The following is a 21,568-nucleotide window of genomic DNA, read 5'->3' as shown; positions in this document are numbered from 1 at the left end:
GTTTAATTTAGCCGTCGTAGGCTTAGCGTTACAGTGATCGCTATGTCACAAAAGATCGCTAGCTATGACCGCTTTTCGGATGATTTACGGGATGCGATGCGGATTGCAAATCGATTTGCCAAGGCGATGCGATCACGCGAAATCGAGACGCCTCATCTTCTTTATGCTTTGATAAAAGAACCGACTGGGCTAGCTGGTCATTTGCTCAGGTGCCAAGGGTTATCGGCAAAGGAAATAAAGCGTTCTGTTACGCGCCCAGATGCGTCGCAAAGGCAATTTACAATTTTCGGGAAACTTCCACTCTCTCAAAACGGGTGGGGCTACATCAACGACGCAATTGATCACGCCATTGGTGAACGCCATGACTCTGTGGGTACCGCAGGCCTTCTCCGAGTGATGATCTTGCAAGCCCCTCAAGTGATTGACATATTGACAAACCTTAATGTCCCACTGAGTGACTTCGAGAAAGATGTCGCTAAGTATCTTCATAGGCATATGGTCGAGAATCCTGGCGAACCACTATATTTTGATTCTTAAAGTTCTCGGTTTATTTTCGCTAAGTACAGATTTATACTCATATGAGATTCCTCTCCATTGATCTCGGCGGCAAGCGGACCGGCCTCGCGACGGGCGATGACGAGACGGGGATTGTTTCGCCGTTGGATGTGATCGTCACTAGCAACGAAGAGGAGCGGTTGCGGCAGCTGGGGAAGTTTATTGAGGACGAGCAGCCGGACGCGTTGGTGTTGGGGATGCCGTTCAACATGGACGGGACGCTCGGGCCGGCGGCGGCGAAGTCGGTGGCATTGGCCAAGACGTTGACCGAGCGGTTCGGGTTGCCGGTGCACCCGATGGACGAGCGGCTGACCTCGGCGACGGCGGACCAGCAGATGGCCCAGTCGGGGCTTACCCACGGCCAGAAGAAAGCCCGACGCGACGCGCTGGCGGCGGCGGCGATCCTGCGTGATTTTCTGGAGGCCCGGCCCGATCTCGAGGCGGGCGAGGGGTTAGCCGAGGAATAGGCCGTAGGTGATCAACAGCATCGCCGGGCCCACCACGGCCAGGGCGACCCAGCCGACGGTTTGCTTGATCTGCTCGGGGAGCTTGTCGAGCGGCTGGTTTACGATCGCACAGGCCCAGAGCGTCCAGCCCAACAGGAACACCGCCGCGGCTTTGAAGAGCGCTAGTTTGAGTGTGAGCTTTAAGCCTGATTCTGCGGAGCCGGCTTGCTTTTCGGCGGGCGTACTATCGGCGGCGGCGGGTGGCGCCCCGTCGCGCTCTTCTTCAGTCGGCGGCGGGGCGTCGAGCAGGTCGTCGAGCGATTCGAATCCGCTGGTCACGTCGTCGTCCTCGGCGGGCTCTTCCTCGGGCGTGGCTTCTTCGGCCGGTGGGGCCGGGTCGGGTTCGGCTATTGCGGTGGGGGCAGCGAACAGGCCGTCGAGCTGATCGAGTTCGACGGACATCTCTTCCCGCGTCGGCTTCTTTGCTGCTGCTTCCGCTTCGGGTTCGCTGGCTTCGTCGGGATTGCCGAGCAGGTCTTCCATCGATTGGAAATCGCCACCCAGGTCGTCTGCTTCTTCGGCGTCATCCTCAGGAGCGATGGCTTCTTCGGTTTCGGAGCTATCGGCTTCTGGGGTGGATCCGACGCCGAGCAATTCGTCGACGCTTTCGAATTCCCCGCTGATGGCGTCCTCGGCGTGGTCGGCGAGCAGCGTGTCGATCTGCTCGATCAGCGGCGGATCATCGGCCGAGGCCTCGGTGGCTTCGGCGGTTGGGGTTGGCTCGGGTGTGGGCTCGGGCTCGACGGCCTGGGCTTGGGGCTCGGGCGACGCGGCCACGGGTTGGGGCGCGACGGCTTCGGGCTCGTCTTGCGTCTCGGCGATGACATCATCGACCGTGGCGTGGAAGTGGCCTTCGAGGTCTTGGTCATCGATCGGGCCGGCTGTTTCTTCGGCGGTTGGCTCGTCTTGATATTCGTTGATGACTTCTTCGGGGCTGACAAAGCCGGCGGCTTCCTCGGCCTGGGCTTCGTCGAGCAGCGACTGCACCTGTGCGGCCAAGTCGTCCTCCTGGGCATCGAGCTCGGCCCGCGTGGGGGCGGCCGGCTCGTCGTTGGCGTCGGTCTGGGGTGCCGACTGAATCTCTTCGATGGCTTGGGCTTCGGCTTCCTCGGCTTCTTCGATTTCCGCGATGACATCCTGCACCGCATCGAATGCGCCTTGCACCCCGTCGAGCGCCGCCTCGACATCGGCGGGCCCGTCGGCAATCACCTGGTCGTTGGCGGTGTCTTCGGGCGCTTCGTCTTTCTCGTCCACCCCGGACACCTGGGCCATCAGCGCATCGATCTGCGAAGTCAGAGCCTCGGTCTCCTCGGACATGCCGAACTCTTCCTCGAACTCGCTCTCTGCTACCGCGGTGGCGGCGGACGCTTCGTCCTGCTCGCCTGGCGCATCACCGCTCTGGACCTGCTCCAGCAGGGATTCGAGCTGGGCCGCCATGTCGTCGGGCGAGTCGTCTTGGGTTTGGGGAGGTACGTCAGTCATGTCCACACGCGGGGTGGGTTGGGCGCATTACGTAGCGCACTTGCATGGATTTATCGACATAAAACCCGTGTTAATCCACCGCGGGGCGTGAATCCCCGAAAACGCTGAAGGGTGATATCTGGGATACTTCGGGCGAGGATTTGCCCATGCCCCCGCGATTCTTTTGTTCCAGCCTGCCCGCCGCGTCATTATCGGAAGCGGCCGATTCGCCCGAGCGGTTCTGCACCCTGGGGCCGGACGAAACAAAGCACGCGCGGAAGGTGCTGCGGCTGCCGGTCGGGGCTTCGATCGAGGTTTTTGACGGCAGCGGCCGGCTCGCCGAGGCCGAGGTCGTGGCGTACGAACGGGATGGCGGTGGCCTGACCCAATGCCGTCTCGGCGGGGTGCGCGAGGTGCCGGAGGTATTCCCGAGGCTGACTGTGGCGACCGCGATCCCCAAAGGCCCGCGGGCCGAGGCCATGGTGAACCAGCTCGGCCAGCTCGGCGCCGACGTGCTCGTGCCCGTGCAGAGCGAGCGGAGCGTGGTCGAGCCCGGTGCGGGCAAGGTTGAGCGATACGAGAAAGCAGCGCTGGCCTCGGCCAAGCAGTCGGGCCGTCCGAGGCTGATGGCGGTCGAGCCGATGGCGACGTTGGGCGAGGTGCTGGCCCGGCCCAGCGACGTGAAGCTGATCCTCGACCCGCGCGGGCAACCCATGCCCGGGTTGTCGGATCAACTCCAAACGGCGAAAGACGTATTGGTCCTGGTCGGCCCGGAAGGGGGGTGGTCCGAGGGTGAGCTGGCCGAGGCCCAGTCGGCGGGATGCGTGCGGTGGCGCATGGCCGAACACGTCCTGCGGATCGAGACGGCGGCGACCGCAGCGGTGTCGATCCTGCGCTACCTCACGGCGTGAATAATCCGGGGATCAGTCGATGGGCTGGGCGTCTTGCGTGAAGGCCGGGTCGGCGTATTCCCGGGTGGACGACTCGGGCGTGGCGTGCACGACCGCGATGTTCACGGGCTCGGGCCAGAGGTATTTCGCGGCGAGCTGGTCAATCGCAACCGCGCCGCCGACCGCCCCGGCCCCGATCCCGAGGATCGCGACGACGGGCACCACAAACAGCTTTCCATACTTCTTCCAAAACACCGCGGGGCCTCCTGATCAATGAACCTGAAACGGATGAAAAGCGGGCAACATTCCCCCGGTCCCGGCTCCCGATAACTCAACGATACAGATCGCCGGGAGGCAAACGGAATCCGCGGGTTTTCCCTTTTTGATGGCCTGAGTAGCCGCGGTCCAGCCGCCCCTGTTGGGTCGGCTAGCGGTTCGGCGGACACGGCTCTATCCTTCGTGTATGTCCAGCTCTTCCCCCGCCCCGACCCGCAGCGGCCCGCCCGCGCCACCGCCCGCTCCCGACCTCCGTGAGCACGGCGGCGGCGGCCAAACCTCCGACACCCGCATGTTCATGCAGCTCCTGGCCTTCACCGGGTGCCGAGATACCGCCGCGGTGGTAGAGGATGTGAAACAGAACGCCAAGACGGGGGCCGTGGTCTACGAAGACCTCAACGACCCCTTCGGCGTGGCGGTGTTGAGCTTCTCGACTGACCCGGCCGACTTCGTGGCGCACACCCGGGCGCTGGTGCAGAACGGGCCGTTGGCCGAGCTGACGCCGCGCCCGCGGTACACCATGTTCGGCCGATCGTATTCGTTGGGTTATGAGCGCGATCTTGAAGACACGCTGGTCGGCCGACCGAAGCGTCACGCGCTCGACCCCAAGATGCCGTGGGTCGTCTGGTACCCGCTGCGGCGGAGCGGCGCGTTCACCCGCCTGCCGGCCGAGGAGCAGAAGACCATCCTCAAAGAGCACGGCACCATCGGCTTCTCGTTCGGCGGGGCGGGCGTGGCCAGCGACATCCGCTTGGCCTGCCACGGCCTGGACGCCAACGACAACGACTTCGTCATCGGGCTCATGGGCCCCGAGCTCACCCCGCTGTCCCAGCTCGTGCAGACCATGCGCGGCACGGTGCAGACCTCGACGTATCTGGAAAAGCTCGGCCCGTTTTTCGTGGGACGTGTGGTGTATCAGTCGCCGATGGAAGCGTGAATTGTTTGTCGAAGATTAGCGCAGGTCGGTTTCAGTCCCGGCCGATGAATCTGTGATAATGTGACGGGGATTGCCGTATTTTGCCCTTGAAAACCCCGAATCTTTGGAGTTGGGACCCATGTCGCTAGATGAACGTTACGCCGCGGTTCACGCCACCCTCGAATCCGTCGGCCAGGCACACGTGCTCGCCCACTACGCCTCGCTCGACGACGCTCAAAAAGAGTCGCTGCTCAGTGAATGCGAAGGCATCGACTGGCCCGAGGTCGCCCGGCTGATCGAGACCCACGTCAAGAACAAGCCCGAGTTCGAGCTCTCCGACGACATCCAGCCCGCGCCGTGGTACCCCCACGTGCCGCACGCCAATCTGGAAGCCAAGTACAACGAAGCCCGCGCCCTGGGTGAGAAGCTCGTCGGCGAAGGCAAGGTCGCGGCGTTCACCGTGGCGGGCGGGCAGGGCACTCGTCTGGGTTGTGACGGGCCCAAGGGCACGTTCCCCGCGTCGCCGATCCGGGGCACGACGTTGTTTGCCTGTTTCGCCGAGTACCTGCTCAAGGTCGAGGCGAAGTACGGCAAGGCGGTGCCGTGGTACGTCATGACCAGCCCGATCAACGACGCGGCCACCCGCGCGTTCTTCGAAGAGAACAACCACTTCGGCCTGGACGCGGCCAACGTGATGATCTTCCCCCAGGCCATGATGCCCGCCATCGACATGGCCTCGCACAAGGTGCTGCTGGAAACCCCGTCGAGCCTCGCCCTCTCGCCCAACGGGCACGGCGGCTCGCTCAAGGCGCTGTGGACCAGCGGCGCGATCGCCGACATGAAGCAGCGCGGCGTCGAACAGATCAGCTACACCCAGGTCGACAACCCCACGGTCCGCATGATCGACCCGCTGTTCATCGGGCTGCACTCGCTCGACGAAGCGCAGATGTCCAGCAAGATGCTGCCCAAGGCGTTCCCCAAGGAAAAGCTCGGCAACTTCTGTCTGGCCGACGACAAGATGACCGTGATCGAATACTCGAACCTGCCCGACGAACTCGCCGAGCAGACCACCGAAGACGGCGAGCTGCGTTTCCGCGCGGGATCGATCGCGCTGCACTGCATCAACGTGGATTTTGTGGAATCGATCAACACCTCGCCCGAGGGTTTCAGCCTGCCGTTCAACCGGGCGGAGAAAAAGGTGCCTTTCCTCGACGAAGCCACCGGGCAGACCGTCAAGCCCGAGTCGCCCAACGCGGTGAAGCTCGAGACGTTCGTGTTCGATGCGCTGCCGATGTGCGAGGACTCGATCGTGTACGAGACCGACCGCGTGGATGAGTTCGCCCCGATCAAGAACGCCGATACCCCCGAGGGCGAAGCGGACGCGACCGACAGCCCCGCGTCGAGCAAGAAGCTGCAGACCGAACGCGCCGCACGCTGGCTCGAAGCGGCGGGTGTCGAGGTTACGCGTGACGCGGACGGCGCGGTCGAGGCGGTGATCGAGATTAAGCAGACCACCGCGATCTACCCCGAAGACCTGAAAGCCGTCGAGCTGCCCGTGGCGATCCGCCCGGGTGACGAAGTGCTGCTCTGATTTCGCGTATTAATCCGACGCTTTGACTAGGAGGCGTGTGGCCCATGGCCGAGGCGCGGCCGAACATCCTCATCTTCATGACCGATCAGCAGCACGGCGGCACCGTGCTGCCCGGCCATCGGCTCAAAGCGCAGACACCCACGCTCGACCGCTTCCAGCAGCAAGCGACCACCTTTAGCCGTGCGTACTGCCCGGCCCCGCACTGCTGCCCGTCGCGGGCCACGTTCTTCACCGGGCGCTACCCTTCCGAGCACGGCGTGTGGAACAACGTCAACGTGCCTAATGCGCTCAGCCGTGGCCTGTTCCCCAGCGTCCGGCCGTGGAGCGTGGACCTGAAAGAGGCGGGGTATCAGCTCGGCTTTTCCGGCAAGTGGCACGTCGGCCAGGACCATTCCCCCGAGCATTACGGCTGGGACCTGGTCCACGGCGGCAGCTACGTCACCCCCACCCCCAACGACCGCGAGGCCGAGCTCCGCGCCGCTCAGGCCCAGACCTTGGCCAACATGGACGCGTTCCGCCAACACGTCGCCCCCGAAGACCGCGGCGAGGGCGAGATCATCCGGCCCGGCTACCCGCGCTACGTCCACTACGGCCAGCGCGAAAACCCCTTCGGCGACACCACCACCACCGAGGCCGGCATCGCCAAGATGACATCGATGGCCGCGGCGGGTGAGCCGTGGTGCCAGTACATCGGGACGCTGGGCCCGCACGACCCGTACTTCGTGCCCCAGCGGTTCCTCGACCTGTACGACCCCGACGACCTGCCGCCGCTGCCCGACAACTTCGCCGATGCGATGGACGACAAGCCCGCGCTGTATCGCCGGATGAGCGACCGCTTTGCGCAGCTCAGCGAAGAAGAGCACCGCCAAGCGATCCGGCATTACCTGGCGTTCTGTTCCTACGAAGACTGGTTGTTCGGGCAGGTGCTTGAGGCGCTTGACGCCACCGGGCAGGCCGAGAACACCTGGGTGCTCTACCTCTCGGACCACGGCGACTATGTCGGCGAGCACGGCCTTTGGACCAAGGGCCTGCCCGCGTTCGACGGGGCGTATCACGTCCCCGCGATCGTCCGTCCGCCGGTTTCGATCGATAACGCTTCGAAAGGGCAGTCCGTCGAGGCGATGGTGAGTCTCGCCGACTTCGGGCCGACGTTCGCCGAGGCGACCAAAGTAGAGACATACCAGGCGATGTCGGGCGAGAGCCTCATGCCGTGGTTCGGAAGCGAGTCCCCTGCCGAGTGGCGCGACGCGATGTTCTTCCAGACCAACGGCAACGAGGTCTACGGCATCCAGCGCACCATCATGACCGACGACTGGAAACTGACCTTCAACGCCTTCGACTACGACGAGCTCTACGACCGCAAGGCCGACCCGGGGCAGGTGACCAATCTCTACGGCAAGCCGGGCTACCAAGACATCCAGCGCGAGCTCTACGCTCGGCTCTGGACGATGATGCTCGATCACCGCGACGACTACATGAACCCCTACATCTGCACCGCTCTCGCGGACTTCGGACCCGGCTTGGCCCGATCGGAATGAACGCGGTCGGCTATGATTGCACGATGCGAAATGCACTCTTGCTGTTGGCGGGTTGGCTGTTGGTCGCGGTATCGTGCGACCGGCAGGCCGAGGTCCGCACGGCAGGGGCGGCGTCGGCTCAAGAGGTGTCGGGTGTGAGCGAACCGGTGTTGCGCGAGGCCTCGGTCATGCGTGGCGTGGTGGTGAGTTGCTACCGCTGGGGGCCCGGGGAGTGGGACGGGCCCGCCATGGAGCCGTTGCTCGATGAGTTGGGCCAGCTCGGCGTCAACGCCATACAGATCCATCCCTACGCCGGGATCGATCGCGACGGCGGGGTGGCCTACCGCCCGGGCCCGGTGACGCCCGCCACCGTGAAACCCATCGAATGGGCCAACGAGCGCGGCATGGCCACGCTGCTCAAACCCCACCTCGCCTACTGGGGCAGCGGCTTCGACTGGCGGGGCGAAATCGCGTTCGACACCGAGGCGCAGTGGCAGCGTTTCTTCCGGGAGTACGAAGCGTTCATCGTGCATCAGGCGGAGTTGGCCGAGCAGACCGGGGCGCAGGTGTTTGCGGTCGGCACGGAGCTGCAGAAGACTTTGCACCGCGAAGACGAATGGCGGCACCTGATCGCGGCGGTGCGTGAGGTGTATTCGGGGAAGCTGACCTACGCCGCCAATTGGGACCAGACGGGCAACGTGCCGTTCTGGGATGCGCTGGACATGATCGGCGTGCAGTTCTATTTCCCGTTGAGCGAAGCGATGCCGCCGAGCGACGACGATCTGCGGGCGGGGATGCGCAAGTGGCTGTCGCGGCTGCGCGAGTTCTCGGCCGAGCTGGGCAAGCCGGTGATGCTGACCGAGCTGGGGTATGCGCAGTCGGAAGAGGCGGCGCTCCAGCCCTGGCTGGATGCGCGGGTGGGCGACCGCGCGGCGGGCGCGGCGCTGAAGCTGCGTTGCATGAAGATCGCGCTCGAAGAGGTCGCGGCCGAGCCCGCGGTGTCGGGTGTGTTCCTGTGGAAGTGGTTCCCCGGCGACCGGGACCACAGCGACGAGTTCGTCCTGCAGTACGACGCGATGCGCGAGGTGATCCGCAACGCGTGGGGCAGTGATGACGTGGCGATGCGGCGGGGCGGAGCGGTGCTTGGCGGAGCCCACCCGTGACCGACCGCGACCCGGTGACCGGGGTGCCGACGACCCTACGCGGCTCGGCGGCGCTGCTGTTGTGGATGCTGGGAGCGGCGTCGGCTTTCGCCTCGGTACTGGGACTGCTCGGCGATCGGCCTTGGTTCCTCGATCTTTTTGCACACTTCCGTTTGCAATACGCGGCGGGGCTGGTGATCGCGGTCATCGGGATGGGGCTCCTGAAAAAGTGGGTGTCTACGGGCGTGTTCGGCGCGGCGCTGGTGTTGAATGGGGTCTTGCTTGCGCCGTTGTGGATCGCGCCCGCGCAGCCTCAAAGTGGCGGTCCCGAGCTGAGACTCGTGGCGTTTAACGTGCTGACATCCAATACCCAAAAGCAGGCGGTAACCGATTGGCTCAACACCACCGATGCGGATGTCTTGATCTTGCAGGAAGTCAATCAAGTATGGATCGAACATCTCGATCACGAGTTGGTTGGCTTTTACAGGTTGCAAACCGCTAGTACCCGTGAAGACAACTTCGGCATCGCGGCCTACATCCGAGGCGGCTTGGTGGTTGATGAGTTCGATTCTGTGATCGATACAGCGGAGGTTCCGGCGATCCATGTCGTGCTGGAATTTCAGGGCCAGAAAATTCGCATCATGGGCGTACACACACTGCCGCCGGTAGGTTCTGCTTACTCCCGGTTTCGTCGCGAACAGTTGCGTGATGCTTCGGCAAGGGTGACTCAATCAGAAGAGCCGGTCGTCGTGGCCGGCGACCTCAACGCCACGCGTTGGTCGTCCCCGCTGCGCCGGTTGCTGCGCGAGACAGAGCTGCGTGACTCGGCCGAGGGCTTTGGGCATCAGGGCACCTGGCCCAGCAGTTTGGCGTGGACGGGCATGATCCCGATCGACCACGTGCTGGTGAGCCCGGACATCCGCGTGGAAGATCGATGGGTGGGGCCGGCGTTGGGTTCGGACCATTGCCCGGTGGTGGTGGACCTCGTGCTGCCGTGAGGAAAGGCTACGGGTAACCCCGGGGTTGGGGCAAAAAAAATCCGCAAGCCGGGGAGGAATCCGACTCGCGGGGGTAGAAATGTGGTTGAACTACATTAACCAGTTTAACGCGGTGCTAAAGCGCACCGCAAACCCACCAGACCCGGAATCTGTTATCGGCAAAAGGATGTCAGGACTTACTCGAGGCTCGATCAGCCGTTGATGGCGGTGATCTGGACCTTGAGGTAGTTCTGGCGGTGGCCCTTCATGCGCTTGTAGGTCTTGCGGCGCTTGAACTTCACGACGCTGACCTTGTCGCCACGGCCTTCTTCGAGGATGTCGGCGGTGACCGACACGCCATCGACCAGGGGTTGGCCGATGCGGGCTTCGCCCTCGGGGTTGCCCACGAACATGACGCGGTCGAAGGTGACGCTGGCGGCGTCTTCGGGCAGGTCGCGGACGTCGACCTTGATGACGTCGCCTTCAGCGACTTTGATCTGGGTGCCGGAGTCTTCGATGATGGCGTACATGGCGTAATCTCGGTTTTGAGCAGGGTTTACGGAGGGTGAACCCGGGTCAAATCGGGTTTCACGGATGGATTTCGGGTGTGGATTCGCCGGAGCGAGCCGAGAAGTGTAGCAGAAGGCCTCTGGCAAGGCAATGGCGGGGTGTTCACCGGCCGGGTCGGCCCAGGCGGTAGCTCCACCGCGACGCCCGGCCGAGCACGCGCGTGGGCATCAGCATGCCCTGACGGACATTGGAGTACAGCGACGCGGTCATGTACCGCAGGGCCTCGCGGGTGCCCGTGGCCCGGGGCTCGTGCAGCGTGGTGGCCCAGACCAGCGCCGCGACCCGGAGGCCCATGGACACGAGAAACAGCACGCCGTGGTACGTGAGGATCACCGCCGCCCCCGCCTCTGCCCCCAGCATCCAGGGCACATCCAACACCCACTCGACCCGGAACTCGGGGATCGCCCCGGCGATGACCGCCCCGAGCAACCCCGACAACGCGCCACCCACGCCCAAGATGATCGAGTTGATCGCCACGTAAGCGCTGCCGCCGCGTTGGCCCTTGCGGGTCTCCGCCAGGCCGAGCATGAAGTTGAAGTTCGCGATCTCCAGCCCCGGCCAGCTCAGCGGCGAGATCATCGTGAACAGATACCCCGGCCAGATCAGCTCGGGGGTCACCAGCAGCCACCCCATCGGGCCGAACACAAACATCGTCCCCGCGATCAGCATCACCGGCTTCTTGCCCAGGCGATCCACCAGCTTCCCCCAGATCGGGTAGGCGATCGCGCGCAGGATCATCGGCACCGCGATCAGCAAGAGGTTGGCCGTTAGCGGTGAGAGCTGCGCTTCATCGAAGACGAACAGCCAGACGTATTGCCCGATGAAGCCCAGCCCGAGCATCAGCGTGAAGTTGTAGATGAGGTATCGCTGGAAGTTGCGGTCTTTCAGCGGCGTGAGCAGCAGCCGACCAAACGTGTTGCCCTGATCGCCACGGCTGGGCGCGGGGTCTTTCACGAAGATGAAACACAGGATTTCTGTGGTGCCCAGGATGCCCGCCACCCCCAGCATGATGCTCGCCACGGTGAGAAGCGTCTCGGGGCCGATCACCCCGGCCTGTTTCAACCACCACCCCACGCCGAGCGTTGCGAGCAGCGACAACGGCAGGGTCAACGTGTTGCGCAGCCCCAGGTAGCGCCCGCGCACCCGGCGGGGCACCAGGTCGCTGAACCACGACATAAACGCCGGGCCACCCAGGTGTGCCATGACCCACGAAAAGCCGACCAGCCCCAGCAGGATGAGCCACCGCAGATCGATCTCGCCACCACCCAGCAGGTGAATGACCCGGGGCTCGGGCATCACCCAGGGGATCAACGCCGCGAGGATCCACATCGCCCGGCCGGTGCCCTGGGTGACCAGGAACCACGCCTTGCGTCGGCCGAACCGTTCCTGCACCCAGCTCCCGGGGAGTTGAAACAGCGTTCCGATGAACGGCAGCGCCGCCAACACCCCAAACCCCCAGTCCGGTAGGCCCAGCCCGCGGGCAAACTGCGTCATCGCGGCGCCACTGATGGTCCACAGCCAAAGCGAGCCAAACATCCAGCCGACGATCACCCAGCCCAGCTGACGGCGCAGCGCGATCGTGCGCGGTGAGCGCCCGGGTCTGCCGCCATGGGCCGGGGGTCCGGCGGCGGGGTTCGGGGTTGTCGAGGGTTGGGGGGGCACTGCGGGGTCTCGGCCGTGGGCGTGGGGGTAACCGCCACACGGCGCGCGACAGATTACACCCGTCCTCGCCAGACACAAGCCCCCGTTCAGGACATTTTTCAAAATTCCGACACTGCGCGTCGCGGAGCTCGCGGCGAGGCTTCGTGGCCGCGGAATGGTCCCGGGCGCGACGCTTTGGCTGTTTCCCGGTTGCAACACGCAACATCGACCTGTTGCGAGAACACCACAGCCGCTACAGACGGACCGGGGCCCGAAACTCTCGTGATCGAGAAAATTTTGTTGTGAAACAAGGGTTTATAAAAAATGTTACCCGAATTTCGTGATTGGCACGGCCGTTGTGATAGCTCTTCCCGTCGCCCGAAACGGTGAAAAGAGACCGCCGGACCTGAGAACCCGGCCACCCAACGAAGAGGCTCGGCCACGTCGCCCCGCCGCCCGAAACCGGAACCCCGAGAGATTCCCGACGAACAACATCCCGCTCAGCGGGCCCAAGGAGGGTTGGGCCCTCTGAAACGGATGCCAACGTCAAACCCCAGATCAGGAGTCGGCAGAACTCAAACCCGCGGCCCACACCCGCGGGGCATCAAGAGACCCGAATCCAGAACCGTCTCGACCAGGTCCTAACTCCGCTTGGACGAGACCACAATTTCTCCCGCCCCTGATCGAGTGCGGCCCGACATCCTAGATGCCGGGTCGTGCTTTTTTACGAACGGACTACATCGTCCCTTCGCCGCGACGCTCCAGCCCGATCTCCTTGAGCTTCTTCTCGTCGGCGTTGCGGTTGAGTTGCCAGTAGGGCATGCGTTCCACGGCGGTGAGTTCCATCGCGTACCCGTCGCTGCGGGCGAGCTTGACCAGTCGGCGGTCGCCGTCCTCGGCCCGATCGATGTAGAACGTGTAGGTACGTACCCCGGCGACCTCGGCGGTGAAGACCTCGCATTCGAAGTTGCCCGCGGGGGTCGAAACGGTTTCGGGTTCCGATTGCCGGGACAACGTGGCGTCTTCCCATTTCCCGGGGACGTGGAGCAAGCGCTGCAGCGCCATCGAACGATAGACCGGCGCATCGATCGACTCGCCCGGCCCAATCGAAGGCCCCGCCAGTCCGCGAGCCCACATGATCAGCGCATCCTCGGCGATCCCGCCGACGGGGTAGCTCATGGTGATCTGTTGGTCTGCTTCAGTCTCGAAGTAGCTGTGGACCGACTGACGCACGCCGGGGCTGCGGGTCTTGTGCTGGCTGAACAGGGCTTGCTGGTAAACGTGTCCGCACCACTCCTGGCTGGAGAAGCTGACTTTCGTTGGTGATCCAGCGGGCAGGCCGTTGACCGTGGAGGTGGCGACGAAGACGCTGGTCATGAGGTTGTAGTCGTAGAGGCCGGTCTGGAAGTCTTCGACGAGGTTGAGCTTGATGACGTTGTGCGTGCCCTCGCCGCCGGTGTCGGACTTGACGCGTTTGTCGGGGTTGAACGGCTCGGTGACCGTGATGGCCACAGCGGTGCCGGTGCGCAGCTCGCCGTAGCGCGGATAGGTCAGGTTGTAGGTCGCCATCTCCGCGTTGCCGTCGTGCCAGGTCTGGCTGAAGTCGCTGCCGTAGGTCTGCGGCGTCCACGGCCCGTCGCCCGCAGCCGCACTCGTCGAGGTCAGAGTGAGACTCAACACCGCCGCCGTCATCGTTCGCATCGACATCGCAATTGCTCCATGAGAGAGTTGATCTTCCCCACATGATAGCGCGCGATTCCCCCGCTTTAGCCCCGGGTCAATGGCCGGGGAGCCGCGGCCACCAAGCCCTCTAACCCTTCTTGAAATCTTCGGACCCCACCGGGTATTTCTCCCGGTTCATCACCATCTTCGCGGTAAACGCCGAGGACAGATCGATGTCCAGCCGGTTCGCCATCGCCAGCGTGTAGGCCAACACATCTGACAGTTCTTCGCGGATGCGCTGCATCTTCGCCTCGTCGCCGATGATTTTGGGGGGCTGTTGCACGGGGTCCCACTGGAACAACTCCATCAACTCCGCCGCCTCGATCGCGATCGATCCCGCGAGGTTCTTGGGCTGGTGATACGCCTCCCAATTCCGCTCGGCGACAAAGGCTTCCATCGCCGCTTTGAGGTCCGCGAGTGTGGCGTCGTCGTCGGTCCTGGCTTCCGAAGAAGGGTGGGTCATGATGCGCTCCGGAAGATCAACTCCCAGCCGATGTAGAAGATGATCAGGTCGGGGTAGACGTGGCTGACGTAAGCGGTGTAGATGTTTTTGGTTTTGAGGTAGAGGATGGACCACGTGACGCCGCCGATGAAACAGCCCAGCGAGCCGAGCAGGGTGATGTTCCAATCGAAGTAGACCTTGAGCGCGACGACGTGGTGGGCCGTGAACAGCAAGCCGCAGATCACGATCGCCGCGGTGATGCCGGCCTTGGTCGCCGGGAGGACGTCACGCAGCCGGCTGAAGATGAACCACCGCCAGAAGTATTCCTCCAGCAGCGAGTTGATCGTGCACCAGTACAACGCCCCGGCCAGGTACAGCCAGAGGTTGTCCAACCCCATCTGCTGCACCTTCTCCAGCATCGGGCCCGTGTCGATCCAGCTCTTGCCAAACCCGTAGTACGCCCCGGCAATGATCACGAAGATCAGCACCCCGGTCGCGTGCGCCCACAGCATCCCCGACCCGAACGGAAACTTCTCCCACTTCGGGATGCGCGGCTTGACCTTCTCGACCTTGATCAGCCACGCCAACGGGGCCAACATCATCAGCACCTTGGCGATCCCGAAACCGACCTTCGCCCAGGTTGCGTCGGGGAACAGCACCATCGCCGTCGTTGTACCGACGAGCTGGATCGGCGCGATAAAAAGTAGAGCGAGGAGGGCAGCACGGGAACGCGACATGGAAAACCTCTTAATTGAAACCGCAGATCAACGCTGATTAACGCGGATATCAGGCTTGGCGTCAAAACCAAGCCGGCAGGAATTTATCTGCGTTCATCCGCGTTGATCTGCGGTTCCAAACTCAGTCCGCCAGCTTCTCAGCCAGGAACGATTCGACCTGGCTGATGTTCACGCGTTCCTGCTCCTGGGTGTCGCGGTGGCGGACGGTGACCGAGTCGTCGGTTGCGGTGTCGCCATCCACGGTGAAGCAGAAGGGCGTGCCGATCTCGTCCATGCGGGCGTAACGCTTACCGATGGACTGCTTGGCGTCGTATTCGCAGGTGAACTTCTCGCGGAGTTCCATGTAGAGCGACAGCGCTTTCTCGGGCATGCCGTCTTTGTTCACCAGGGGGAAGATGCCGGCCTTCACCGGGGCGAACTTGGGCTTGAACTTCATGTACACCTTCGAGGCCCGCGACTCGTCCGGCGTGAACGCCTCGCAGAGCAGCACGAGCACGGCCCGTGTCAGGCCGGAGGCCGGCTCGATGACGTTGGGGATGTACTTGCTGACTTCGTTGATCTCTTCCTTGCTCTTGCCTTCTTCCTTGGCGGCGAGCTGGCGGGGCTGATCGAAGTACTCCATCTTGGTCTTGGAGTGGGTCTGGTGCTGGGTGAGGTCGAAGCAGCCGCGGTGGGCGACGCCCTCGAGTTCGCCGTAGCCGGGGGCGGTGAAGGGGTACTTGTATTCGACGTCGACGCAGGCGTTGGAGTAGTGGGCCAGCTCGTCGTCGTCGTGGTCGCGGAAGATGAGGTTCGACTCTTCGATGCCCAGCGTCTTCCACCAACGCATGCGTTCGTGCTTCCAGAAGTCGTACCACTGCAGGGCTTCATCCGGGGCGCAGAACCACTCCATCTCCATCTGCTCGAACTCGCGGGAGCGGAAGATGAAGTTGCGGGGGGTGACTTCGTTGCGGAACGACTTGCCGATCTGGGCGATGCCGAAGGGCATCTTGACCCGCATGGTGTCGACGACGTTTTTGTAGTTGAGGAAGATGCCCTGGGCGGTCTCGGGGCGGAGGTAGGCCTTGTTGTCTTCGGACTTGATGGCACCGACGGTGGTGTCGAACATCAGGTTGAACTCGCGCGGCTCGGTGAGTGTGCCGGGCTTGTCGGTGTCGGGGGCAACGATGGTGGCGTATTCCGAGAGGTCGAGATCGGTGAGGAGCTTGCGCTCGCCGTCGTCGAGTGCGACGCCGGCCTTCTTGAGTTTCTTGGCGATGGTGTCGGGCTGGTTCTCCATGAACGCCCACTTGCCCTTGCCTTCGACGATCAAGACTTCGACTTGGTCGGCGCGGTAGCGTTTTTTGGTTTCGGTGCAGTCGACCATGGGGTCGCTGAACCCGCCGACGTGGCCGGAGGCTTCCCAGGTTTTGGGGTTTTGGATGATGGACGAGTCGAGGCCGACGATGGAGACGGGGTTGCCGTCGGGGCCGATGGGCGGGCACTCGACCATGTGTTTCCACCAGTGGTCGCGGATGTTGTTTTTGAGCGCGGTGCCGAGCGGGCCGTAGTCCCAGAAGCCATTGAGGCCGCCGTAGATCTCGGAGGCGGGGTAGACGAAGCCGCGACGCTTGCAGAGCGCGACGAGCTCGTCCATGGATTTGCTGGCGGGGTCGAGGGGGGCTTGGGTTTCGGACATCGGACACTTCCGGGGTTGGGGCCAACGTTTGGTATACCGCGGCCGGGGTTTAGGGGGCCGAGCAGTTTAGCAATGTCGGGAAAACCGCGGTGAGTGGGGGGTTAATCCGGGTCCTGGGGGAACAAGGGATCTGTGGCGGGCTGGGCGTAGAAATCGGCCAATTGCTCGAGCTCGGCCGCGGTCAGCGGGGGCAGGCCCGCGTCGACCTGGTCGAGGCACATACGAAACAGCGAGGGTTCGCCGGGCGGGAGCGTGGCGACGACGCTCGGTAGATTCAAGGCAAATCGCAGGTGCAGGGCGGCGAGCTCGGGGGTGTCGGCCGGCTCGTACCAGCACTTGTCGTATGGCCGATTCTCCCAGCCGTCGCGGAGCTTGCCCTTGGCGGTGGCCTTGAGGGCGATGAGGCTGACGCCGTGCTCGGCGGCCTCGGCGACGAGGCGGGGGCCGAAGTTGGCGATCTCGTAGGACGCGAAGTTCAGCGGGAGCATGATCGTGGTGAAGTGGCCCGACCGGGCGGCGATCAGGGCGGCCTCCTCATCGTGGCAGCTCGCGCCGAGGAAGCGGACCTTGCCTTGCTCGCGGGCTTGGAGTAGCGTCTCGATTGCCCCGCCGGGGCCGAGCGCGGCGTGGGCATCCTCGGCCGACTTGAGCGAGTGCAGTTGGTACAGATCGAAGTGGTCGGTGCATAGCTTGGTCAGCGAATCGTCGAGCTCGCGGGCGGCGTCCTGGGCCTTGCGCTCGAGGGTCTTGCAGGCGAGAAACACGTTCTTGCGGAAAGGCTTGAGCGCGGGGCCCATCAGCTCCTGGGCGTTGGCGTACTGTGGGGCGACGTCGAAGTAGGTGATGCCGCGATCGATCGCGTGGGCGACCTCGGCGTCGCATTCGTCTTGGGGGCGACGTGACAGGACGACCCCGCCGAAGCCGATGATGGAGAGGGAGACGTCGGTGTTGGGCAGAGAGCGGTAGAGCATGGGTTTAGTTTACGGGAGAGGTGTTGATGCATGGCCGAGCCTCGATCTGCGATCGTCGGCTAAACGGGGGATGCGGCGTTTTGTTTTTCGTTGTCGGCGTTGTACTTGGCGTAGAGCGAAGACGGGCGCAGCCCCAGGCGGTGGGTGGTGAGCAGGAGCCAGTCGTGGAGGAGTTGGCGGATGACGCCGTGCTTGAGGAAACGTCGGGGGCTGGTCGAGAGTTTGACCGGGCTCACGCGGAGCTTTCCCAGACGCTTGAGCGCAAGGCAGAGGTCGATGTCTTCCATCAGCGGCGACTGCGGGACGCCGCCCGCGTTAGCTAATGCATCGGGGCGGACGAAGATGCCCTGGTCGCCGAAGTAGATGCCGGTGATGCGGTAGCGGGTGCGGTTGCAGAAGATGACAAAACGCAGGAGCCGGCGCTGCACCCAGCTCGGCGGGGTTTCGCCGGGCGGCGGCGTGAAACTGAAGCGTTGGGTGAACGCGCCGCCGACCACGGCCGAGTCGGCGAGCACGGCTTCGATGGCGCGGCGCCAGTCGGCGGGGGCGAGGGTGTCGCCATGGAGGAACCAGATCGCCTCGGCGCCGGGCAGGTGTGACGCGGCAAACGTGGCCCCGGCCTGGAGCGCTGCCCCCCGGCCGCGCAGGCCCGCGTTGGTGATGACATGCGCTCTCTCGGCTCGGGCGAGGTCGGCGGTGTCGTCGACCGAGTCGCAGTCGGCGACGACGACCAGGTCGGGCTCGCCGGGCGCGAGGCTGCGGATCACCTCGGCGATGTTGGCCGATTCGTTGAGCGTCGGGATGACGACGGCGATCCGCATGAGTGACATGGTAACGGGTGGCCGCGGCGGCCCCGGGTCAGTGACCCGGGGCTAAAGTTGAGCAGAGGGAGATGGACTCACTTGGCTTGGTTGATGGTCCAGTCGTAGCCTTGGAACTTGATCTGCTTGTTTTCCAGGGCGGCCAAAACCTCGGCTTTGCGGGGGTTGCTGTCGTCGAGGTATTGCTCGATCATCGCGGTGAGGCCGCCGGTCTCGCGGAAGTCGTCGCGGTACCAGCCGAAGATCGCGGCGAGGTAGATCTTGCCGTTGTCATGGAACTCGATGGCGTTTTCTTCGGGCGTGTTGAGCCAGGCGACCATAATCCCGTCGAGCTGCTCGTCGAGGCGGTCGCCGGTGTAGGGCTCATCCAGCAGCGGCGGGCAGTCGATCGCGCCGCAGATCAGCGCTCCGTGGATGCGGGCTTCCTTGAAGCGGGGGCGGATCAGCCGCTGTTCGAGGAAGTCCAGCGACATCGTGCGCTGATCGATTGTCCACTGATTGACCGTGAACCACGTCAGCCACTGGACCTGGGCGTTGGGGGAGGCGGTGCGGGCGCCGTTGTCCAGCCAGAGCCGGATCATGATCGCGTTGTAGGCGTTGAGGTAGTAGGCGAGCTGATCGTCCTCGGTGGGGAACAGCTCGGGTGTCGACTCGGGGCCGAAGCGGGCGATGGCGTCGAGGTAGCGGTCGAGCTGGCCGTCGAGGCTGTCGTAGGCGGTGGCGGGGTCCTGGAGGGCTTGGTCGTCGAGCGTGTTGAACGCCCGGTAGTCCACCAGCCCATCGCGGACCACGGCCGAGAGTACCGCCGCGTACGGGGCGTCGTCGTAGGTCTCGAGGGCGACTTCCTTCGGCACGCTCGGGGCCGAGCCGCAGCCCACGCTCAGCAGGGTGGCAACGACGGTGAGCAGGGCGACGATCGCGGTGGGCTTGGGCATGGTGTTTCCGGGGAGGGGCGGCGGGGACCGTGACGCGGGGTGAACCCGCGGGGCACGCCTATTATTTTCACGAATGGGGCCGAAAGTTGGAATATTTCGGCCCACGCACAGGGTTTTGTACACTGGACCGATCTGTTTTGTTTGGGCAAAGACGCAAAGGTGTGAATGACGAATGACTAGCCTCTCGCTCCCCGTCGTTGAAGAGCAGGCGTTTCATCGCCATTTCGAGACCGAGCTGCGGGCCGCGGCGAAGATCACCACGCTCCAGATCAACATCGGCCTGCGCTGCAACCTCGCGTGCAACCACTGCCACGTCGATTCCTCGCCCGCTCGGATCGCTGAGACCGAGAACATGACCGCCGCGACCGCGGAGCGTGTCATGCAGTGGCTCAGCGACAACCTCACCATCCAGACCGTGGACATCACCGGCGGCTCGCCGGAGATGAACCCGAACTTTAAAGACATCGTCCGCCACGCCCGCAGCCTGGGCATGGACGTCATCGACCGCTGCAACCCGACCATCCTGACCTACACCGACACTCGCAAGTACGAAAGTGCGACCTATCGCTGGGTGCCCGGCTTCCTGGCGGAGCACAAGGTCATCGTGACCGCGTCGCTGCCTTGCTACCTGCAGGACAACGTCGACAAGCAGCGCGGCCGGGGCAGCTACGACGCCAGCGTCGAGGGCCTCTTGCTGCTCAACGACGTGGGCTACGGCAAAGACCCCGAGCTCCCGCTCAACCTCGTCTACAACCCCGGCGGCCCGGGCCTGCCCCCGCCCCAGGAAGCCCTCGAAGGCGACTACAAACGCGAACTCCGCGAACGCTTCGGCATCGAGTTCACCCAGCTGTGGACGATCACCAACATGCCCATCAAGCGTTGGCGGCGCGACCTCGAAAAAGCCGGCAAGCTCGAGAGCTATATGGACCTGCTCGTCGGCGCGTACAACGCCGACACCATCGAAGGCCTGATGTGTCGGCACCAGATCCACATCGACTCGCAGGGCCGACTCAGCGACTGCGACTTCAACCGCGCCCTCGACATGGACACCCCCGGCTACGATGACAAGTTCCTCTGGGACACCACCGCCGAGGAGCTCGCCGACCGTGTCATCGCCACGGCAGACCACTGCTACGGCTGCACCGCCGGCTCGGGCTCGAGCTGCACCGGCTCGTTGGCCTGATCGGGTGACCCGCCGATCCCACCACAAGCGTCTGATGCTTAGCTGAACAAAGAAAAACCCCGCCGACCTCGGCGGGGTTTTTCGTTAAGCGAGTTTCGTTCGGGCGGCTGGAGACTGTCTTCTTAGTCCAGTCCACGCAGAAACGACCGCATCTTGTTGGTGATGAATTCGGCTTCCTCTTCCAGGGCGAAGTGGCCGGTGTCCAGGATGTGGTAGTCGATATTCTTCACATCCCGCTTATAGCCCTCGGCCCCGGGGACGGGGAAGAACGCGTCGTTTTTGCCCCAGACCAGCAACACGGGCGGCTGGTTGTCGCGGAGGTACTGCTGCCACTGTGGGTAGAGCTTGATGTTGTTCTGGTAGTCGAAGAACAGGTCGAGCTGGGCGCGGTGTTGGCCGGGGCGGGCGAACTTGGCGATGTCGAGGTTCCAGTTGTCGGGGTTGATTCCGTCGGGGTTGCGGGTGCCGTGGGTGTACTGCCACCTCAGGCCTTCGTCGCTGAAGACGTTGGCGATGATCTGTGCTTCGATTTCGGGATCGCCGGGGTTTTCCCAGTACTTCATGATCGGGGCCCAGCCCTCGGGCGAGATGCCCTCTTCGTAGGCGTTGCCGTTCATCACGACGAAGCCCTTCACTTTTTCGGGGTGGCGGGTGGCGATGCGGAAGCCGACGGGAGCGCCGTAGTCCTGGATCATCAGGACATAATCCGTGACGCCTCTTTGGATGAGGAATTGATCAATAACGTCGGCGAGGTTGTCGAAGGTGTAGTCGAACTCCGTCCGGGGAGCGGGGAAGCTGCTGTCGCCGAAGCCGGGGTAGTCGGGGGCGATGAGGTAGAACTCGTCGCCGAGCGCGGCGAGGACTTCGCGGTATTGGTGCGAGGAGTGGGGGAAGCCGTGGAGCAGGACGACGGCTTGCTTCGAAGGATCTCCGGCCTCGCGGTAGAAGATGTCGAGCCCGTTGACCTTTTCGGTGGCGTAACGAACGGTGTGGTGGTCGGCCGAAGCGGGAGTGATTGAAGTTGTTTGCATAATAAT

General features: G+C 63.8%; 21 protein-coding genes. 9 read left to right on the top strand and 12 right to left on the bottom strand.

Features of this window, described 5'->3' with window-relative positions; genetic code table 11:
- Positions 1–42 precede the first annotated feature (42 nt).
- Both HNQ40_RS05730 and ruvX read left to right on the top strand, forming a co-directional pair.
- Complete coding sequence (locus HNQ40_RS05730; RefSeq protein ID WP_184676921.1) at positions 43–537, top strand: Clp protease N-terminal domain-containing protein; 495 nt, start codon at positions 43–45, stop codon at positions 535–537.
- A 41-nt stretch (positions 538–578) separates the two neighbouring features.
- Positions 579–1,022, top strand: coding sequence for a Holliday junction resolvase RuvX (gene ruvX, locus HNQ40_RS05725; protein ID WP_184676920.1), 444 nt, complete (start codon positions 579–581; stop codon positions 1,020–1,022).
- Here the strand turns inward: ruvX and HNQ40_RS05720 are convergent.
- Entirely contained in the window at positions 1,008–2,543 is a 1,536-nt protein-coding gene (locus tag HNQ40_RS05720) for a hypothetical protein (protein ID WP_184676919.1), read from the bottom strand. The two genes, ruvX and HNQ40_RS05720, sit on opposite strands and share 15 nt — an antisense overlap.
- Before the next feature lie 146 nt (positions 2,544–2,689).
- Here HNQ40_RS05720 and HNQ40_RS05715 point away from each other — a divergent pair, with 146 nt between their 5' ends.
- Positions 2,690–3,433, top strand: coding sequence for an RsmE family RNA methyltransferase (locus HNQ40_RS05715; RefSeq protein ID WP_184676918.1), 744 nt, complete (start codon positions 2,690–2,692; stop codon positions 3,431–3,433).
- Positions 3,434–3,445: 12 nt separating this feature from the next.
- Here HNQ40_RS05715 and HNQ40_RS05710 read toward each other — a convergent pair whose 3' ends face one another.
- A complete protein-coding gene (locus tag HNQ40_RS05710; protein WP_184676917.1) occupies positions 3,446–3,667 on the bottom strand; it encodes a hypothetical protein in 222 nt (73 codons plus the stop codon).
- 208 nt (positions 3,668–3,875) lie between these two features.
- Between HNQ40_RS05710 and HNQ40_RS05705 the strand changes: the two genes are divergently transcribed.
- The 5 genes from HNQ40_RS05705 to HNQ40_RS05685 all read left to right on the top strand — a co-directional run bounded on the left by HNQ40_RS05705 (position 3,876) and on the right by HNQ40_RS05685 (position 9,852).
- The gene (locus HNQ40_RS05705) at positions 3,876–4,625 is read left to right on the top strand and encodes a chlorite dismutase family protein (RefSeq protein ID WP_184676916.1); all 750 of its coding nucleotides are present in this window, start codon (positions 3,876–3,878) and stop codon (positions 4,623–4,625) included.
- 118 nt (positions 4,626–4,743) lie between these two features.
- Positions 4,744–6,195, top strand: coding sequence for a UTP--glucose-1-phosphate uridylyltransferase (locus HNQ40_RS05700; RefSeq protein WP_184676915.1), 1,452 nt, complete (start codon positions 4,744–4,746; stop codon positions 6,193–6,195).
- Between the two features lie 44 nt (positions 6,196–6,239).
- The gene (locus tag HNQ40_RS05695; RefSeq protein ID WP_184676914.1) at positions 6,240–7,733 is read left to right on the top strand and encodes a sulfatase-like hydrolase/transferase; all 1,494 of its coding nucleotides are present in this window, start codon (positions 6,240–6,242) and stop codon (positions 7,731–7,733) included.
- A 23-nt stretch (positions 7,734–7,756) separates the two neighbouring features.
- Positions 7,757–8,875 (top strand): glycoside hydrolase family 113, encoded by a 1,119-nt coding sequence (locus HNQ40_RS05690; protein WP_184676913.1) that lies wholly within the window; start codon positions 7,757–7,759, stop codon positions 8,873–8,875.
- Positions 8,872–9,852, top strand: a complete 981-nt coding sequence (locus HNQ40_RS05685) for an endonuclease/exonuclease/phosphatase family protein (protein ID WP_184676912.1) — start codon at positions 8,872–8,874, stop codon at positions 9,850–9,852. The genes HNQ40_RS05690 and HNQ40_RS05685 overlap by 4 nt, the downstream gene beginning before the upstream one ends.
- Positions 9,853–10,043: 191 nt before the next feature.
- Here the strand turns inward: HNQ40_RS05685 and rplU are convergent, their stop codons facing one another.
- The 9 genes from rplU to HNQ40_RS05640 form a co-directional block, all read right to left on the bottom strand.
- On the bottom strand, positions 10,044–10,361 hold the full coding sequence (gene rplU, locus HNQ40_RS05680; protein ID WP_184676911.1) for a 50S ribosomal protein L21: 318 nt from the start codon (positions 10,359–10,361) through the stop codon (positions 10,044–10,046).
- A 142-nt stretch (positions 10,362–10,503) separates the two neighbouring features.
- The gene (locus tag HNQ40_RS05675) at positions 10,504–11,937 is read right to left on the bottom strand and encodes an MFS transporter (protein ID WP_184676910.1); all 1,434 of its coding nucleotides are present in this window, start codon (positions 11,935–11,937) and stop codon (positions 10,504–10,506) included.
- A gap of 840 nt (positions 11,938–12,777) precedes the next feature.
- Entirely contained in the window at positions 12,778–13,743 is a 966-nt protein-coding gene (locus HNQ40_RS05670; protein ID WP_221435394.1) for a hypothetical protein, read from the bottom strand.
- A gap of 109 nt (positions 13,744–13,852) precedes the next feature.
- Positions 13,853–14,227 carry a nucleotide pyrophosphohydrolase gene (locus HNQ40_RS05665; protein WP_184676908.1) on the bottom strand — a complete coding sequence of 125 codons (375 nt, stop codon included), beginning with the start codon at positions 14,225–14,227 and terminating at the stop codon, positions 13,853–13,855.
- Positions 14,224–14,943, bottom strand: a complete 720-nt coding sequence (locus HNQ40_RS05660; RefSeq protein ID WP_184676907.1) for a CPBP family intramembrane glutamic endopeptidase — start codon at positions 14,941–14,943, stop codon at positions 14,224–14,226. The genes HNQ40_RS05665 and HNQ40_RS05660 overlap by 4 nt, the downstream gene beginning before the upstream one ends.
- Before the next feature lie 121 nt (positions 14,944–15,064).
- The gene (locus tag HNQ40_RS05655; protein ID WP_221435393.1) at positions 15,065–16,621 is read right to left on the bottom strand and encodes a glycine--tRNA ligase; all 1,557 of its coding nucleotides are present in this window, start codon (positions 16,619–16,621) and stop codon (positions 15,065–15,067) included.
- 101 nt (positions 16,622–16,722) lie between these two features.
- On the bottom strand, positions 16,723–17,592 hold the full coding sequence (locus HNQ40_RS05650) for an aldo/keto reductase (RefSeq protein ID WP_184676906.1): 870 nt from the start codon (positions 17,590–17,592) through the stop codon (positions 16,723–16,725).
- 59 nt (positions 17,593–17,651) lie between these two features.
- Positions 17,652–18,413: a TIGR04283 family arsenosugar biosynthesis glycosyltransferase gene (locus HNQ40_RS05645; protein WP_184676905.1), complete on the bottom strand. Its 762-nt coding sequence runs from the start codon at positions 18,411–18,413 to the stop codon at positions 17,652–17,654.
- Between the two features lie 77 nt (positions 18,414–18,490).
- Positions 18,491–19,348: a DUF547 domain-containing protein gene (locus tag HNQ40_RS05640; protein WP_184676904.1), complete on the bottom strand. Its 858-nt coding sequence runs from the start codon at positions 19,346–19,348 to the stop codon at positions 18,491–18,493.
- A 172-nt stretch (positions 19,349–19,520) separates the two neighbouring features.
- Between HNQ40_RS05640 and arsS the strand changes: the two genes are divergently transcribed.
- The gene (arsS, locus tag HNQ40_RS05635; RefSeq protein WP_184676903.1) at positions 19,521–20,531 is read left to right on the top strand and encodes an arsenosugar biosynthesis radical SAM (seleno)protein ArsS; all 1,011 of its coding nucleotides are present in this window, start codon (positions 19,521–19,523) and stop codon (positions 20,529–20,531) included.
- Positions 20,532–20,653: 122 nt separating this feature from the next.
- Here arsS and HNQ40_RS05630 read toward each other — a convergent pair whose 3' ends face one another.
- Complete coding sequence (locus HNQ40_RS05630) at positions 20,654–21,562, bottom strand: alpha/beta fold hydrolase (RefSeq protein WP_184676902.1); 909 nt, start codon at positions 21,560–21,562, stop codon at positions 20,654–20,656.
- Positions 21,563–21,568 lie beyond the last annotated feature (6 nt).

The sequence above is a fragment of the Algisphaera agarilytica genome (assembly GCF_014207595.1).
GTDB lineage: Bacteria > Planctomycetota > Phycisphaerae > Phycisphaerales > Phycisphaeraceae > Algisphaera > Algisphaera agarilytica.
The sequence above is the reverse complement of the archived record's forward strand: the minus strand, read 5'-3'. Positions and strand labels throughout refer to the sequence as shown.

Excerpts from the sequence above, each read along its gene's own strand:
- HNQ40_RS05730 (WP_184676921.1), top strand. The coding sequence starts at position 43 with ATGTCACAAAAGATCGCTAGCTATGACCGCTTTTCGGATGATTTACGG.
- ruvX (WP_184676920.1), top strand. The coding sequence starts at position 579 with ATGAGATTCCTCTCCATTGATCTCGGCGGCAAGCGGACCGGCCTCGCG.
- HNQ40_RS05720 (WP_184676919.1), bottom strand. The coding sequence starts at position 2,543 with ATGACTGACGTACCTCCCCAAACCCAAGACGACTCGCCCGACGACATG.
- HNQ40_RS05715 (WP_184676918.1), top strand. The coding sequence starts at position 2,690 with ATGCCCCCGCGATTCTTTTGTTCCAGCCTGCCCGCCGCGTCATTATCG.
- HNQ40_RS05705 (WP_184676916.1), top strand. The coding sequence starts at position 3,876 with ATGTCCAGCTCTTCCCCCGCCCCGACCCGCAGCGGCCCGCCCGCGCCA.
- HNQ40_RS05700 (WP_184676915.1), top strand. The coding sequence starts at position 4,744 with ATGTCGCTAGATGAACGTTACGCCGCGGTTCACGCCACCCTCGAATCC.
- HNQ40_RS05695 (WP_184676914.1), top strand. The coding sequence starts at position 6,240 with ATGGCCGAGGCGCGGCCGAACATCCTCATCTTCATGACCGATCAGCAG.
- HNQ40_RS05690 (WP_184676913.1), top strand. The coding sequence starts at position 7,757 with ATGCGAAATGCACTCTTGCTGTTGGCGGGTTGGCTGTTGGTCGCGGTA.
- rplU (WP_184676911.1), bottom strand. The coding sequence starts at position 10,361 with ATGTACGCCATCATCGAAGACTCCGGCACCCAGATCAAAGTCGCTGAA.
- HNQ40_RS05675 (WP_184676910.1), bottom strand. The coding sequence starts at position 11,937 with ATGTTTGGCTCGCTTTGGCTGTGGACCATCAGTGGCGCCGCGATGACG.
- HNQ40_RS05670 (WP_221435394.1), bottom strand. The coding sequence starts at position 13,743 with ATGCGAACGATGACGGCGGCGGTGTTGAGTCTCACTCTGACCTCGACG.
- HNQ40_RS05665 (WP_184676908.1), bottom strand. The coding sequence starts at position 14,227 with ATGACCCACCCTTCTTCGGAAGCCAGGACCGACGACGACGCCACACTC.
- HNQ40_RS05660 (WP_184676907.1), bottom strand. The coding sequence starts at position 14,943 with ATGTCGCGTTCCCGTGCTGCCCTCCTCGCTCTACTTTTTATCGCGCCG.
- HNQ40_RS05655 (WP_221435393.1), bottom strand. The coding sequence starts at position 16,621 with ATGTCCGAAACCCAAGCCCCCCTCGACCCCGCCAGCAAATCCATGGAC.
- HNQ40_RS05650 (WP_184676906.1), bottom strand. The coding sequence starts at position 17,592 with ATGCTCTACCGCTCTCTGCCCAACACCGACGTCTCCCTCTCCATCATC.
- HNQ40_RS05645 (WP_184676905.1), bottom strand. The coding sequence starts at position 18,413 with ATGCGGATCGCCGTCGTCATCCCGACGCTCAACGAATCGGCCAACATC.
- HNQ40_RS05640 (WP_184676904.1), bottom strand. The coding sequence starts at position 19,348 with ATGCCCAAGCCCACCGCGATCGTCGCCCTGCTCACCGTCGTTGCCACC.
- arsS (WP_184676903.1), top strand. The coding sequence starts at position 19,521 with ATGACTAGCCTCTCGCTCCCCGTCGTTGAAGAGCAGGCGTTTCATCGC.
- HNQ40_RS05630 (WP_184676902.1), bottom strand. The coding sequence starts at position 21,562 with ATGCAAACAACTTCAATCACTCCCGCTTCGGCCGACCACCACACCGTT.